This is a genomic window from Mycolicibacterium parafortuitum, from assembly GCF_002086815.1.
Taxonomy (GTDB): domain Bacteria; phylum Actinomycetota; class Actinomycetes; order Mycobacteriales; family Mycobacteriaceae; genus Mycobacterium; species Mycobacterium parafortuitum.
In genome coordinates this window covers 211,860-227,396 of sequence record NZ_MVID01000004.1, presented here as the reverse complement: position 1 = coordinate 227,396, position 15,537 = coordinate 211,860, and the positions used below count along the sequence as shown (strand labels likewise).

The window sequence follows — 15,537 nt, the reverse complement described above, 5'->3', positions numbered from 1 at the left end:
CCTGCACTGAGCGCAAAGTCGTCGCATCATAAGGGAACAATGCCCCACGATCCGAGCTTCACCCCCACCCAGCTGGCGGCCCGCGCCGCCTATCTGTTGCGCGGTAACGACCTCGGCACCATGACGACGGCGGCCCCGCTGCTGTACCCGCACATGTGGAGCTGGGACGCCGCGTTCGTCGCGATCGGCCTCGCCCCGCTGTCGGTGGAACGGGCGGTGGTGGAGCTGGACACGCTGCTGTCGGCGCAGTGGCGCAACGGCATGATCCCGCACATCGTGTTCGCCAACGGCGTCGACGGCTACTTTCCGGGGCCGGCCCGCTGGGCGTGTTCGGCGCTGTCCGCGGATGCGCCGCGCAACCGGCATACGTCGGGCATCACCCAGCCGCCCGTGCACGCGATCGCGGTGCAGCGCATCCTCGACCACGCCCGAACCCGCGGCCGCTCGACGCGCGCCGTGGCCGAGGCGTTCCTGGACCGGCGCTGGAACGATCTGGTGCGGTGGCACCGGTGGCTGGCCGAGTGCCGGGACCCGGACGCTCGCGGCCGGGTCACCCTGTACCACGGCTGGGAATCGGGCATGGACAACTCACCACGCTGGGACAGCGCCTACGCCAACGTGATTCCCGGCGACGTCCCCGAGTATCAGCGTGAGGACAACAAGATCAACACCGACGCGACCCAGCGGCCGTCGGACCTGGAGTACGACCGCTACCTGTGGCTGCTGGAGGAGATGAAGGCAGCTCGATACGACGACGAACTGCTCTCCAAGACAGTCAGTTTCGCGGTTGAGGACGTCTTCGTCTCGGCGATCCTCTCGGTGGCCTGTCAGGTGCTCGCCGAGATCGGGGAGGATCACAAGCGCCCCCGGTCCGACGTCAGGGACCTGTATGCGTGGGCCGACCGCTTCCGCGCCGGGGTGGTCGAGACGACGGACGAAAGAACCGGTGCGGCAAAGGATTACGACCTGCGTGCGGAGAAGTGGATCGTCACCGAGACGGTGGCGCAGTTCGCCCCGCTACTGTGCGGCGGGTTGCCGCACGAGCGCGAACGCGCGCTGCTGCGCCTGCTGGAGGGTCCGCGGTTCTGCGGGCATCCCGACCTCGCCTACGCGCTGATCCCGTCGACGTCGCCGGTGTCGCGGGACTTCCGGCCGCGTGAGTACTGGCGCGGGCCGGTGTGGCCGGTGATGACGTGGCTGTTCTCCTGGTGCTTCGCGCGGCGCGGCTGGGCCGAACGTTCGGCGACGTTGCGCAGGGAAGGACTTCGGCAGGCAAGCGACGGCACGTTCGCCGAGTACTACGAGCCGTTCACCGGGGCGCCGCTGGGCAGCATGCAACAGTCGTGGACCGCCGCGGCGGTGTTGGACTGGCTGGGCTGAACGCTATTCGGCGATCCGCTCCAGCGGCGCCAGCGCCTTGGTCAGCGCGTCGAGTTCGTCGCAGCTGAGCTTGCTGAGCAGAGATGCCAGGTGCGCCTGGCGGGTGGCCAGTGCCTCCTGATGCTGGGACAACCCCTCGGGGGTGATGTCGACCAGGACGGCGCGCAGGTCGGACGGGTCGCGGTCACGTTTGACCAGGCCCAGCTTCTCCAGCCGGCGGATCGCCACCGTGGTGGTCGGGGTGCGGACCTTCTCGTGGGCCGCGAGCTCGGTCATCCGCATCGGACCCTGGTCGATCAGCGTGAGCAGGATGGACAGCTGCGCCAGCGTCAGATCACCGGAGGTCGGCGTCCGACCGGTGTGCCGCATGACCGACAACACCTTGGACAGCACGCGCTGCAGTTCCCCTGCCAGCTCGCTGACCTGCGCTTCCGTCGCCACCATAATTCAGCCAGTCTAACCTGTGGCCCCGTTGTCGGGGTGATTTGTCGGTGGGTAATCCCGCTGAACCTGCAGCGGCCGGCCTTAGAGCACCTGGGACAGGAAGCGCCGCAGCCGGTCCGTCTCGGCGGCCTCGAAGAGCTGGTCCGGCGGCCCGGCCTCGACGACCTGGCCGTGATCCATGAACACCACCGAATCGGCGGTCGACCTGGCGAAGCCCATCTCGTGGGTGACCATCACCATCGTCATCCCGTCGGCGGCGAGGTCGGCGATCAATGCCAGCACGCCCTTGACCAACTCGGGGTCGAGCGCCGAGGTGGCCTCGTCGAAGAACATCACCTGCGGCGCCATCGCCAGCGCCCGCGCGATCGCGACGCGCTGCTGCTGGCCGCCGGACAGTGTCGACGGGCGCACCTCGGCCTTGTGCCGCAGCCCGACCCGCTCCAGTTGCGCCAGCCCGAGTTCGCGGGCCTGCTCGGCGTCCATCCGCTTGAGTTTGCGCGGGCCGAGCGTGACGTTGTCGAGCACCGTCTTGTGCGGAAACAGCTGGAACTGTTGGAACACCATGCCGATTCGCTGCCGCAGCGCGTTCGGGTCGTCCTTGAGCACCGAGCGGCCGTCGAGCAGGATGTCGCCGCGGTCCGGTTCGTAGAGCCGGTTCAGGGTGCGCAGTAGCGTCGACTTCCCGGACCCCGACGGGCCGATCACGGCGGTGCTGGTGCCCGCCGCGACGTCGAGGCCGACGCCGCGCAGCACCTTGGTCTTCCCGAAGGACAGATGGATGTCCTTGGCGGCCAACGACACTGCGGCGGTCATCAGTTCATCTCCTGAGAGGTCGAGAGCACCAGCGGATCCTCCTCGTCAGGCCGTCGGCCGCGGCGCAGCCGGGCGTCGATGAAGTTCACCAGGTGGGTCAGCGGGATCGTCAGCGCCAAGTAGAACAGGCCCGCGGCGACCAGCGGGGACAGATTTCCGGTCTGCGCGTTGAGGTCACGGCCGACCTGGAACAGCTCCCGCTGATTGGCGATCAGGCCGAGGAAGTACACCAGCGACGACGCCTTCAGCAGCGAGATGAACTGGTTCATCAACGCGGGCAACACCCGGCGGACGCCCTGCGGGATCACGACCAGCCGCATCGACGTCGAATAGCTGAAGCCCAGTGCGCGCGACGCTTCCAACTGGCCGGGATCGACGCTCTGGATGCCGGAGCGGAAGATCTCCCCGATGTAGGCCGCAGCCATCAAGCCGAGCGCGGCGATGCCGAGCGGGTACGGGTTGTTGCCGGTGAGGTGCCCCACGACCGGCCCGATGCCCAGGCCGATCAGCAGGATGATCACCACTTCGGGCAGGCCGCGGAAGATGTCGGTGTAGACGCGCGCCGGCCAGCGCAGCCAGCGCGACCGCGAGATGCCGGCCACCGCGAGCGCCATGCCGAGCACCAGGCCGATGATGCTCGCCGACACCGTCAGGATCAGTGTGTTCGGCAGCCCGGTCGTGAACAGGTCCGGGATGGCCCGCTTGTACAGATCCCAGTCCAGGAACGCGGCCCGCAGCTGGGACAGTGTCGATTTCGGTTCGGCGGGACCGGCCGGGGCAGCACTTTCCTTGTTGCGTTCGGCCAGTGCGGTGAAGTCGGGCAGTTGCGGGTCGGGTGCCGCCTTGGACCCCGGCTTCCAGCCCGGCGGCAACGCGCGCGGCACCCAGTCGGAGTACAGCCGCGCCCAGGTGCCGTCGGCGATGATCGCGTCGAGCCCGGAGTTCAGCGCGTCGATCAGTGGCTGATTGTCCAGCGCCACCGCCCACGCGACGAAATTGTCGAGACTGAAAGTGTTTTCGATGATCTGGGCGGGATCCCCGGGCTGTACGGTGCCCTGTGCCTGCTGTGACGGCGCCACCCACGCGTCGAGCTGACCGGACTTCAGGCTCGCGTACACGGTGTTGTAGTCGGGGTACTTCACCGGTTCGAGCTTCAGCGTGTCGATCACGTAGGCCTCCTGCACGGTGCCCTGCACGACACCGATGCGTTGACCTTCGGCCAGCTTGTCGAAGCCGGTGATCGGTGAGCCCGTCGGCACGACAAGGGAGAAGTAGCCGAAGTCGTAGCCGTTGGTGAATCCGACGGTGCGGCGGCGCGCGTCGGTGGTGGTGATCGACGAGGAGCCGACGTCGAAGCGCCGCGCCGCCACCTGGGCCAGCAGCCCGGAGAACTCGGTGCCGACGAAGTTGATCTGCAACCCGAGCTTGTCGGCGACCGCGCGCAGCAACTCGTTGTCGAATCCGGTGAACTGCCCGGCCGAGTCGATGCAGATGCTGGGCGGCGCGTCCGAGAGCGTGCCGACCGTCAGTGTTCCCGGCTGGCTCAGTCCGAGCGCGGTGACGTCGACGGAGTCCAGCGGTTGGACGTCCGGGGTGGTGTATCTGTCGGCTTCGGGGCCGGTGGCCGCGGTGGCGAGGTTGGTCGGCAGCGCGCTGGCGCTCTCGGGACCGGGCGGTGAGCACTGGTCCGTCTGCGCGGCGGCCGGCGCGGCCAGGCCCATCGCGGCGATCATCCCGATGACCAGTGCCAGGGCGAACGTCTTCACGGACAGTGGCGATACCCGCAGGCTGCTCATTCAAAGCAACGTAGCGCGCCCCCGGCCCGGCCCCAAGGGGGACCGGGGAGCGAGGGTGTCAGCCGCGCAGCACCCCGCGCCGGATGAGATCGGCCATCAGGATTCGCGCCATCGTCTCGGACCACTGCGCACACGCCTTGCGCGCCGACTCGGGGTCGCGGCCGCGGATGGCCGTGAGCTCGACCTCGTAGAAGGGCAGCATCGCGTCTCGGTGTTGCAGGTAGGACTGCCAGAACGCGTGGGGGATGAACGTCTGTGACGAGTCGATCGCGGCCTGGAGCCGGGGTCCGGCGTAGTGGGCGTTGATGGTGGTGCGGAACCTCGTGGTGTGAGTGTCGAACTGGCGGCAGTCACATCCGTTGCGCATCTGAGTGATCTCCGCGGTGAGCTCGGAGACGATCGCCGGGTCCGCCGCGGCCGCCGCCCGCGCCGAGGCCAGCCCGCTGAGTACTCCGTAGAGCTCGTGATGCTCTCGCAGCGTGTACTCGTCGAATCTCTGCACATACGCGCCACGGTGGTATCGCGTGGCCAGGATGCCGTCGTGCTCGAGCTGGACCACCGCCTCCTGCACCGGAACCCGGCTCAAGCCCAGTGCATGCGCGATCTCGTTGCGGTCCAAGCGATCTCCGGTGCGGAGCCGACCGGTCAGCACCATATCGACCACGTGAGCGACCACGAGGTCCTTCTCCTTCACCCCGTACTTCTTGGGCATGGCGGCGCCTGTCTTTCACGATGCCGGTCGGCAGGGTCAGTTGGTACCGGCGTGGCGGTCGCGCCACCGGCACAGCGTCTCGGCCTGGGACAGGTCGTAGTCGGGGCCGTTCACGCCGACGGTCAGCATCGTGACACCCAGCGACGTCAGCGCCTCGGCGTTCTCCAGCAGCGCGTCCTCGGTGCGGCCTTTGGCCTCGGCGGCCCGCTCGATGGTCGCCGGATCGCGCCCGACGTCGGAGCAGTGGCGCGCCAGGACCTCGGACTTGCGCGGGTAGGTCTCGGTGTCGGAGAAGGAATGCCAGATGTGGGCGTGCTGGGCGACGAGCCGCAATGTCTTCTTCTCGCCGCCACCACCGATCAGGACCGGGATGTCGCGCAGCGGTTGCGGATTGAGCTTCGACAGCCGGCTCTCGATACGCGGTAGCGCGGCCGCGAGGTCGTCGAGGCGGCTGCCCGCCGTGCCGAATTCGTAGCCGTACTCGTCGTAGTCCTTCTCCTTCCACCCCGATCCGATGCCGAGGATCAGCCGCCCGTCACTGATGTGGTCGACGGTGCGCGCCATATCGGCCAGCAGCTCGGGGTTGCGGTAGGAGTTACAGGTGACCAGCGCGCCGATCTCGATGCGCGACGTCTGTTCGGCCCACGCGGCGAGCATGGTCCAGCATTCGAAGTGCGCGCCGTCGGGGTCGCCGTAGAGCGGGAAGAAGTGGTCCCAATTGAAGGCCACGTCGACGCCGAGGTCTTCGCAGCGCTGCGCCGCGGCGCGGATCAGGTCGTACCGCGGCGCGTGCTGAGGTTGGAGTTGGACGCCGATGCGGACGGGTCGGCTGGTCTCGGAGGTCATGCCCGAGGTTAGCCCCCCGCGAGCACACACAAACTCGCAACGACACGCGGCGACACGCCGGAGTTTGTGTCTGCTCGCGAGGGAGAACGCGGGGCCTACACGCCGATGTTGCCGCCTGTCTTCCACACCGCCACCACCGACGGCCGGGCCGTGCCGTTTCCGCCTTCGGGCCAGCGGGATTGCGGACTGTCGATGGTGTTCTCGTCGTTCTCCCCGGGGTGCTGCACGCACACGGTGACGAGGTCGTCGGTGACGACAGGCCCGCAGGTCTCTGCGCCGAGCGGCACGGTCAGGAACTGTTTGGTCTCACCCCGATTCGGGCCGTCCAGCGCCACGGCGAACAGGCCGTCGTTGGAATCCAGCGCGTTGCCGTCGGTGGAGATCCACAGGTTGCCGTGGCTGTCGAAGGCGAGGTTGTCCGGGCAGGAGATCGGACTGACCTTCGTCTTGTCGAATCCGCCGTAGTAGGTGTCCGCGGCGGCCGGATCCCCGCAGACCAGCAACAGATCCCAGGTGAACGTCGTGCCGGCGTGGTCGTCGGTGATCTCCAGGATCTGGCCACTCTTGTTGTCGTTGCGGGGATTCGGTGCATCGGCGGGTGCCTTGCCGTCCGCGCCACGCCGGTCGTTGTTGGTCAGCGCGACGTAGACCTTGCCGGTCTTCGGGTTGGTCTCGATGTCCTCCGGGCGGTCCATCTTGGTGGCACCGACCTTGTCGGCGGCCATCCGGGTGAACACGGCGGCCTCCGCGGCGGTGACCCCGCCGACCAGGGACTGGGCCTGCCCGTCCGGTCCCGACCGCAGCAGCGGAATCCACGTGCCGGAGCCGGCGAACGATCCGTTCGCCGGCAAGGCGCCCGAGCCGTCGATCTCTTCGGCCGGGATCTCGCTGGAGAGCTTGGCGACGTAGAGGGTGCCCTCGTCGAGGATGGCCATGTTGTTCGCCATCGCGGCGGGATCGGCGCCGGGCTGAATTCTGCGGGAGGAGACGAACTTGTACATGTAGTCGAAGCGCTCGTCGTCGCCGGTGTAGGCCACGACGGTGCCGTCGGCGGTCACGTGGATGGTGGCACCCTCGTGTTTGAGCCGCCCCAGCGCGGTGTGCTTGACCGGCGTGGACGTCGGGTCCCACGGATTCAGCTCCACCACGTAACCGAAGCGGTTGACCTCGTTGGGTGTCTCGTCCAGGTCGAACCGGGGATCGAAGGTTTCCCAGAGCAATTCAGAGGGTTCGTACGAGATGCCGTACCGGCGCCGGCGGTCGGCGTCGACGGGTGTGGGCGCGGCGGAGCCTTCCTCCGCGCCGAAATAGCCGTGGAAGTTCTCCTCCCCGGACAGCACGGTGCCCCACGGTGTCACCCCGCCGGCACAGTTGGCGATGGTGCCGAGGACGGTGCGGCCGTCCGGGTCGGCCTGGGTCTTGACGAGCGGGGTGCCGGCCGCCGGTCCGGTGAGCAGGAACGGGCTGTCGCCGGTGATGCGGCGGTTGTAGCGCCCCATCACAGGCCTCAGGCCGCCGCCAGGTGTGCGTTCGACCTCCACGACACCCATCCCCATCGAGGCGATCTCGACGTCGAACTGATCCCGCGTCGGGGCGGCGGCGTCATAGCCGGGGAACATGAATTGTGGTGTGGCGTACTCGAAGTTGGTGACCAGCAGGAAGCGGTCCGACTGTCCGGGGACCGGCAGCAACCCGGCGAAGTCGTTGTTGAAGCCGAACTGCGTGCGCTGGGTGGCGCCGGTCTGCTTGGTGACGTCGAAGGCCGGGGCGCCGGGCAGGACGGGGTCGCCCCAGCTGATGACCACGGCCTGCTGGTAGCCGTCGGCGACGACGACGGCGTCCTCACTGTTGGGGGCGACCGACACGAAGTTCATGCCGGCCGGCGGCTGGGCAGCAGCGGACGCCGACGAGGTCGTCGGCGCGGGCTCGGAGGTGTTCGAGCATGCGGCCAGGACGGAACCGGCTCCGACGGCGAGCACGGCGACGCCGCCGGCCTGCAGGACGGAGCGGCGCGAGACGGCCTTGGCGATGTCGCCGAAGTACTCGTTGCCGCTCGTGTTCGGCGCCGGCTTCGAACACGCGTTACCGCACTTGTGGACACAGGTCACGTGCTGGCGCTTCGATTTGCCGTCATGGGTGACAAGGAGATTGAGCGGCACGAGCGCCATGGGATGTGATTCCTTCCAGCGGGGAGTTCGACCGGGGCTGGTCGGCCGAATGTGCGGGAAGTTACGGCAGCCAGACCAGCAGCAGGCGGATTACGGGTGAACAACAGTCGACGGACCGGTGTTCGCGCCGCTCCCTCGCCGGTCTGAGCCGTCCGAGGAATCTATGCGGAATTTGCTGACAGATGACAAAGCTGTGCGGTAGCGTCCCGCCCAGACTGTCGAGGGGGTCAATTATGTCGCAGCCGCGCGCGAAACGACCACGGATAAAACAAGATCAAAGTCCGCGGCGCGTGGCAGACCTCCCGGTTCGGCAGTGGCTGAAACTCGGCGCAGCTTCTGCGGGCATGGGCGCGGCATTGCTGGGCTTCACGCGCGAGCAGTCACTGGATCACGGTCATCGCAACATGGAAAGCACATAGGGGGCCGACACATGTCCACAGCCAGGCATCGCAAGGCGCGCAGGTCTGAAGATTTCGCGGTACGCCGCTGGTTGCACGCCGGCGCCGTGACGGCGGGCATGGGGGCCGCTCTGCTCGGCTTCGGTCTGCTCGGTGCGGAGATCGCCACCGCGGCAGCCGATACCGGCAGCGAGTCCGCGTCCTCAGGTGCAACCAACGCGGGCCCCTCGGCCGGCGAGGATCGCGGTTCCACGACGTCGGATGCCGACGCGTCGGATGCTGCGTCGGATTCCGGGTCGGGCGCCACCGGCACGGCAGATAACGCCGACGCCGACACCGACACCGACACCGACGACACCGACACCGACGACGCCGACGACGACGCCGTCGCCGAACGCGTGTCGGTCAAGCCGAAATCCCACCGGGCCACCGCGGCGGCCGAAACTGAGTCCGACGACGCCACCGCGGAATCCGAGGACGCCGCCGCAGAAGCCGACGACGGGGCAGCGGCCGACGGTGACGACACCACCGCCGTCGCGGAGCCGCCAGTCCGGTCCACCGCGAACGTCGACAGCGATGAGGAACCGGCCGACGAGGACGAGTACGACTGGCCTGTGGCGCCGGCACCGTACGTCTCGCCGCAGAGCGCGTATCAGATCCGGGTCGCGGAGATCCTCGACGATTGGACCGCCCGACACCAGGAGTGGGTCGACTCGCTGCAGATCTCGGACGAGCGCAAGGAGCGCATGCAGGAGTCGTTTTTGGCGATGCGCCGCACGTTCTTCAATCAGGCCCCGACGGTGGCGCCGGTCCAGATCACCGGCGTCCTCACCGGAGCGGTGACGGGCCATCTCGGCGGCGACGACCCCGACGGGGACCGCCTGGTGTACATCCTGACCAAAGCCCCGACGTCAGGATCGGTGACGATCAATCGGGACGGCACGTATTCCTACACTCCCGGTGACGATTTCAACGGCGTCGACACCTTCCGGGTCGCCGCGATCGATCTCGGCCTGCACATGAACCTGCTCCAGTTGCTGCGTCCGGTGAGTAGCGGTGTGGCGACGTCCCTGATCAACCAGGGCGCCATCAAGTTGGAGTTCACGGACAAGACGTCCTCGGACGACTGGAACGCAGAACGCTTGGCCGCGTTGCGTGAAGCGGCGGAGGAACTGATCGAGTACTTCCGGGTGACGGCGCCGGTGACGTTGACCTATGACCTCACCGAGGACGAGGATGACGACGACAGCACGCTGGCGTCGGCAAGCAGCCCTCTCGTCCAGAGCACCCCGGGCTTCTGGAAATCGGTGGTGCAGCAGAAGCTTCAGGACGGAGTCGACGCCAACGGCGCCGCCGCCGACGGCGAGATCGAATGGAACTGGAACAAACTCTGGGGGCTGGGCGACGACATCGCCGACAACGAGTACGACTTCAAGGCCGTGCTGCGCCACGAGATGTTGCACTCGTTCGGATTCACCGGCAGGATCCGGACGCCCGATGTGTACACCAAGCGCAACTGGTCCACCTATGCCAGCTTCGTGTCCGACAAGGACGGGGAGTTCGCCATCGGCGAGGACTTCCGGTGGGACAGCGCGTTCAATCCCAATCTCACCGGCGGCAACGGCGGCTTGTTCTTCGGCGGTCCCACCGCGGTCGCGGTGTACGGCCGGCCGGTTCCGCTGTTCACCCCGGACCCGTTCGAGAACGGTTCGTCGACCAGTCACACCGATGACGAGATCTTCAAAGACCCGCATCAGCTGCTGATGAACCACGCGACCGGCAAGGGCCCGTCGGTCAGGGAGATCAGCGCCATCGAGGCCGGCATCTTGATCGACCTCGGGTACATCGTGGTGGCGCGGCCCTCCCCGGAGGACTCGGACGCCTAGCCCGACAGCACTTTCCGCAACAGCTCGACCAGCACCCGCGGCTGATCGCTCTGCACCGAGTGGCCGGAGTCGGCGACGACGTGGACACCCTGGAAACCTGGTGCAGTGCGCGCGAATTCGTCGGCGTCGTCGTCGTTGACGAAGAACGAGTTGGCGCCGCGGATCAGCGTGGTCGGAGTGGTGAGCTTCGGGACATCGTCCCACAGCCCTTCGAAGCCCTCACCCTTGCGGATGCTGTCGTAGCGCCACGTCCACGAGCCGTCATCGAGCCGCTGGGCGTTGTGGAACACCCCGCGCCGCAACGACTCCCGGTCCCGATGCGGCGCGGCGGCCACGGTCACCTCGAGCATCGCGTCGAACGACGGGAACGTCCGGTCGCCCTGCACCAGCGCGACGGTGCCCTTCTGGGCGTCGGTCATCTCGGTGTGCCGTTCGGGTGCCGACGGCGTCACGTCGACCAGCACGAGCCTGCGCACCAGGTCCGGCGCCGTGACGGCCAGCCGCAGCGCCGTCAGACCGCCCAGTGACATCCCGACGACGAGCTCGGCGTCGGGGGCCAGCTCGCGGATCACCGGCTCGAGCGCTTCGGCGTTGAGCTTCGGCCCGTAGTCACCGTCTTCACGCCATCCGGAACGGCCGTGTCCCGGCAGATCCAGCGCCAGCGCCGACACACCGAGGCCGAGGATCACGGTGTCCCAGGTGTGCGCGTTCTGCCCGCCGCCGTGCAGGAACACGACCTGCGGATCGTCGTCGCCGAACCGCACCCCGCTGATCGGACCGTGATCGATCCTGGTCGCGGTGGGCAGGGGACCGGTCACGCCCGCCTGGTGGGCGTTCTCCTGCAGGAAGATGAACTCGGACAGGCTGGCCAGCTCGTCATCGGTGTCGTCCATGGTCTGACAGTACGCAGCCGATATTCGGATGCGGCCGAAGGCCCGCATGTGCCACGGTCGAATGTTGTGACAGCAGAACGAAGCGATCTGACAATCCGCACCGCCGACGAGGCGGACTGGCCCGCGATCGGGTTGGTCGCCGCGACCGGTTTCGGGGTGTGGCGCCCCGACGAGGCCGTCGAGGTCTGGCGGTCGATGATGCCGCCCGGCAGCGCCGTCGTCGCATGTGACGGCGACCAGGTTGTCGGTGTCTCGTTGTTCCTGGATCTGCAGCTGACCGTCCCCGGCGGGGCGGTGCTGCCGATGGCGGGGGTGTCGTTCGTGGCGGTTCTGCCCACGCATCGGCGCCGCGGCGCGCTGACCGCGATGCTGGCCGACCTGCACCGCCGCATGGGGGACTACCCGATCGCCGGGCTGGAGGCGAGCGAGGCGGAGATCTACGGGCGGTTCGGATACGGCCCCGCGACGGTGTGGGACAGCGTGGCGGTCGAACGTGAGCGGGCGCGGCTGCGGCCGGAAGTGCCGAATACCGGTGGGGTGCGGGTGGTGCGGCCGGCCGAGCATCGCGCGCAGCTCGAGGACATCTACGAGCGGTGGCGGCTGCAGACACCCGGTGGATTACACACGCCGGCCCGGCTGTGGGACGAGATCCTCGCGGACCGGGAGAGTTCCCGCGACGGGGGCAGCGCGTTCTTCTGTCTGCTGCACCCCGACGGGTTCGCGATGTACCGGGTGCACAGCGGCGACCGCAAGGACCGGGCGCACATCACCATGCTCGCCGCGGTGACGCCGCAGGCCTACATCGCGTTGTGGCGCACCCTGCTCGGGCTGGATCTGGTCGCGACGGTCGAGGTGGAGACCCACCCGGGCACCCTGTTGCCGTATCTGCTCACCGACCCGCGCCTGGTCCGCAGCACGTACACGCGTGACGGGTTGTGGCTGCGGATTCTCGACATCCCGAAGGTGTTGCAGGCGCGCACCTACAACGCGGATCTGTCTGTGGTGCTGGAGGTTTCGGATCCGCTGCTCGGTGGTGGCGGGCGCTTCGCGCTCCAGGTGCGTGACGGCCGGGCCCGATGCGAGCCGACCGACGCCCCCGCCGACGTGCACACCGATCTGTCGGTGCTGGGCAGCCTCTACCTCGGCGCACACCGGGCGTCGTCGTTCGCCGCGGCGCAGCGCCTGCGGTGCGCGGACCCGACGACGGTGGCCGCGCTGGACGCGGCGTTCGCGTCGGACGTGCCCGCCGAGCTCGGCTACGGCTTCTAGGGAAGGCTTCTAGAGACGGCTTCTAACGCGAGAGTGCGGGGAGATCGCCATTCCACGAAGGAACGCGATCTCCCCGCACTCTCGGCGGGATCAGAGGGTCAGCCCTCGATGAACTTCTCCAGCTGCTCGCGGGCGATGTCGTCGGCGAGCTGCTTGGGCGGGCTCTTCATCAGGTAGGCGGAAGCTGCCTCGATCGGGCCGCCGATACCGCGGTCCTTCGCGATCTTGGCGGCGCGCACCGCGTCGATGATGACGCCGGCCGAGTTGGGGGAGTCCCACACCTCGAGCTTGTACTCCAGGTTCAGCGGCACGTCGCCGAAGGCGCGGCCTTCGAGGCGCACGTAGGCCCACTTGCGGTCGTCGAGCCACGCGACGTGGTCGGACGGGCCGATGTGGACGTTCTTGTCCTCGACCTTGCCGGCCAGCGAGCCGGTCAGGTTCGAGGTGACGGCCTGGGTCTTGGAGACCTTCTTCGACTCGAGGCGGGTGCGCTCGAGCATGTTGAGGAAGTCCATGTTGCCGCCGACGTTGAGCTGGTAGGTGCGGTCCAGCGTGACGCCGCGGTCTTCGAACAGCTTGGCCATCACGCGGTGGGTGATGGTGGCGCCAACCTGGCTCTTGATGTCGTCGCCGACGATCGGCACGCCGGCGTCCTCGAACTTCTTGGCCCACACCGGATCCGAGGCGATGAACACCGGCAGCGCGTTGACGAACGCCACGCCGGCGTCGATGGCGCACTGGGCGTAGAACTTGTCGGCCTCTTCCGAACCCACCGGCAGGTAGGACACCAGTACGTCGACCTCGGCGTCCTTGAGGACCTTGACCACGTCGACGGCCTCGGCGTCGGAGACCTCGATGGTGTCGGCGTAGTACTTGCCGATGCCGTCGAGGGTCGGGCCGCGCTGCACGATGACGTCGGTCGGCGGCACGTCGGCGATCTTGATGGTGTTGTTCTCGGAGGCGAAGATCGCCTCGGACAGGTCGAAGCCGACCTTCTTGGCGTCCACGTCGAACGCGGCGACGAACTTCACGTCGCGGACGTGGTAGGCGCCGAGCTTGACGTGCATCAGGCCGGGAACGCTGGCGTTCTCATCGGCGTCCTTGTAGTACTGAACGCCCTGTACGAGCGAGGACGCGCAGTTGCCCACGCCGACGATCGCGACCCTGACGTCATTGCTTGCGGTCATGACGGCTTCTCCTCTGTCCTATCTTTATTGCCTGGAATTCGTATTACTGGCTGTTGCGTCGAGCGTGAGCTCAAGTCGGTTCGGCGCGCCCCTGCGCCGACTTCTCTGCCGCGATCAACTCGTTGAGCCAGGTGACTTCGCGTTCGCTGGACTCAAGACCCAGCTGATGAAGCTGCCGGGTGTACCGGTCGAATGAATTGCTCGCCCGCGCAATGGCTTCACGCAGGCCTTCGCGACGTTCCTCCACCTGGCGGCGACGGCCCTCCAGGATCCGCATCCGGGCCTCGGCCGGGGTGCGGTTGAAGAATGCGAGATGCACCCCGAAGCCGTCGTCGGAGTAGTTCTGCGGACCGGTGTCGGCCACCAACTCGGTGAAGCGCTGCTTGCCGGCCTCGGTGAGCTGGTACACGCGGCGGGCGCGGCGCACCTTGACCGTGCCCTCGGGTGCAGCGTCCTCGACGATCAAGCCGTCGGCCTGCATCCGGCGCAGCGCGGGATACAGGGAGCCGTAGGAGAACGCCCGGAACGCGCCGAGTAGACCGGTGAGGCGCTTCCTCAGCTCGTAGCCGTGCATCGGAGACTCCTGGAGCAGGCCCAGAATGGCGAGCTCGAGCATCTGGACACCTCCCGCTTAGATCGTTCCGATAGCTTTTCCGATAGCTGTAGCCGCTACGACGGCTCGACACCTCGCAGAATTGTATCGCGCCGATATATTGACCGCGACAGTTGTTCCCGTCTGAAATGAAAAGGGCAGGTCAGCGGTTTGCGGGCCAGATCGCCTTGGTGTCGCCGTTCGGGTACAGCTCGATGCGCCCGTTCCCGAACTCGCTGTTGACGATGATCTCGACGGTCACCGCGTCCGGCGTCGCCGGGTCCTTCGACGGGCCGATCCGCAGCCACGTGTCGTTGACGTCGGCGCGCGCGATACCGACGGTGTCCGGGGCTCCGCGCAGGATGGCCAGCGTCTTCTCGTAGTCGAACTTCGACAGATCGACCAGCCGGTCGTCCTCGGTGACCGTCGACGGCGAACCGGACGGGTCACCCCAGCCGCCGCGGTAGTAATAGGTCTGCGAGCGCCGGTTGTCCTGCGGATCCGGCCGGTCCAGATAGGCCATGTCGCGATGGATGTCGAGTTCGTAGCCCATCGTGCTGTCGAACTTCTTGCGCATCTGCTCGAACAGGCCGGTGAACCCGCCGAGGGACTGCAGCTGCCGCGGCGGGGTCAGCACCTGTGCGGCGATGCCGTCGTCCTTGGCGCCCGGATCGGTCTGGAAGCTCAGCGGAGACGGCGAATTGCCGTAGAGCCCCCAGCCGATCGCGATGCCGAGCACCACCAGCACCGCGGCGATGGCGACCTTGATGCCCCAGCCGGGCTGGGCCGAGACGTGGCGGTTGATCACCTTGGTGATCACCGGCGGTTCGGCCAGCTTCTTGCCGGTTTGCAGATCCGACACCAAATCTTGCAGCTGGCCCAGCGTCGAGGCGGTCGTCGCCGTCTTCACGCGCTCACCGTGTTCGGCCATCGACAGCTGGCCGTCGGCTAGTGCCTCGTCCAGGATCTGGCACGTCTCGGTGCGGTCGCTGTCCTTTGCTCTCGTCCACGATGTGCGACGCGCTGAGCTCCCCGAGGCCACGGTCAAGATCGTAAGAGTTCGCACGGTTCCGGCGCAGGCCAGAGGAGATCCTGACCGTTCTCGGCGTGTCCGGCCGCAGTCCCGGGCCGCACGTCGAGGGTCGGTGCGCTC

Annotated in this window: 13 protein-coding genes; 3 read left to right on the top strand and 10 right to left on the bottom strand. The window is 67.6% G+C overall.

All coding sequences use genetic code 11. The annotated features are described in order from the left end of the window. The first annotated feature begins 39 nt into the window (after window positions 1-39). Window positions 40-1,380: a glucosylglycerate hydrolase gene (gene ggh / locus BST38_RS07575; RefSeq protein ID WP_083142646.1), complete on the top strand. Its 1,341-nt coding sequence runs from the start codon at window positions 40-42 to the stop codon at window positions 1,378-1,380. 3 nt (window positions 1,381-1,383) lie between these two features. On the opposite strand, the gene BST38_RS07570 is transcribed toward ggh, so the two are convergent. The 6 genes from BST38_RS07570 to BST38_RS07545 all read right to left on the bottom strand — a co-directional run bounded on the left by BST38_RS07570 (window position 1,384) and on the right by BST38_RS07545 (window position 8,159). Beyond that, on the bottom strand, window positions 1,384-1,824 hold the full coding sequence (locus tag BST38_RS07570) for a MarR family winged helix-turn-helix transcriptional regulator (RefSeq protein WP_083142645.1): 441 nt from the start codon (window positions 1,822-1,824) through the stop codon (window positions 1,384-1,386). Between the two features lie 81 nt (window positions 1,825-1,905). Further along, on the bottom strand, window positions 1,906-2,637 hold the full coding sequence (locus BST38_RS07565) for an amino acid ABC transporter ATP-binding protein (protein ID WP_083142644.1): 732 nt from the start codon (window positions 2,635-2,637) through the stop codon (window positions 1,906-1,908). Next, complete coding sequence (locus BST38_RS07560) at window positions 2,637-4,370, bottom strand: ABC transporter substrate-binding protein/permease (RefSeq protein ID WP_420872561.1); 1,734 nt, start codon at window positions 4,368-4,370, stop codon at window positions 2,637-2,639. The genes BST38_RS07565 and BST38_RS07560 overlap by 1 nt, the downstream gene beginning before the upstream one ends. A gap of 121 nt (window positions 4,371-4,491) precedes the next feature. Then, window positions 4,492-5,145, bottom strand: a complete 654-nt coding sequence (locus BST38_RS07555) for a GntR family transcriptional regulator (RefSeq protein ID WP_083142642.1) — start codon at window positions 5,143-5,145, stop codon at window positions 4,492-4,494. 36 nt (window positions 5,146-5,181) lie between these two features. Next, complete coding sequence (locus tag BST38_RS07550; protein ID WP_083142641.1) at window positions 5,182-5,991, bottom strand: LLM class F420-dependent oxidoreductase; 810 nt, start codon at window positions 5,989-5,991, stop codon at window positions 5,182-5,184. Between the two features lie 95 nt (window positions 5,992-6,086). Next, a complete protein-coding gene (locus BST38_RS07545; RefSeq protein WP_083142640.1) occupies window positions 6,087-8,159 on the bottom strand; it encodes a PhoX family protein in 2,073 nt (690 codons plus the stop codon). A 430-nt stretch (window positions 8,160-8,589) separates the two neighbouring features. On the opposite strand from BST38_RS07545, the gene BST38_RS07540 reads away from it, so the two are divergent. Next, window positions 8,590-10,443, top strand: coding sequence for a cadherin-like domain-containing protein (locus BST38_RS07540; protein ID WP_133057212.1), 1,854 nt, complete (start codon window positions 8,590-8,592; stop codon window positions 10,441-10,443). On the opposite strand, the gene BST38_RS07535 is transcribed toward BST38_RS07540, so the two are convergent. Continuing rightward, window positions 10,440-11,336, bottom strand: a complete 897-nt coding sequence (locus tag BST38_RS07535) for an Rv0045c family esterase (protein ID WP_083142638.1) — start codon at window positions 11,334-11,336, stop codon at window positions 10,440-10,442. The genes BST38_RS07540 and BST38_RS07535 overlap by 4 nt on opposite strands. 66 nt (window positions 11,337-11,402) lie before the next feature. Here BST38_RS07535 and BST38_RS07530 point away from each other — a divergent pair, with 66 nt between their 5' ends. After that, complete coding sequence (locus BST38_RS07530) at window positions 11,403-12,605, top strand: enhanced intracellular survival protein Eis (RefSeq protein ID WP_083142637.1); 1,203 nt, start codon at window positions 11,403-11,405, stop codon at window positions 12,603-12,605. Window positions 12,606-12,703: 98 nt separating this feature from the next. Here BST38_RS07530 and BST38_RS07525 read toward each other — a convergent pair whose 3' ends face one another. From BST38_RS07525 to BST38_RS07515, 3 genes are all read right to left on the bottom strand, one after another. After that, window positions 12,704-13,792, bottom strand: coding sequence for an inositol-3-phosphate synthase (locus BST38_RS07525; protein ID WP_083142636.1), 1,089 nt, complete (start codon window positions 13,790-13,792; stop codon window positions 12,704-12,706). 70 nt (window positions 13,793-13,862) lie between these two features. Next, complete coding sequence (locus BST38_RS07520; protein WP_083142635.1) at window positions 13,863-14,408, bottom strand: PadR family transcriptional regulator; 546 nt, start codon at window positions 14,406-14,408, stop codon at window positions 13,863-13,865. Between the two features lie 139 nt (window positions 14,409-14,547). After that, window positions 14,548-15,426, bottom strand: coding sequence for a DUF1707 SHOCT-like domain-containing protein (locus BST38_RS07515; protein ID WP_083142771.1), 879 nt, complete (start codon window positions 15,424-15,426; stop codon window positions 14,548-14,550). Window positions 15,427-15,537: the final 111 nt, after the last annotated feature.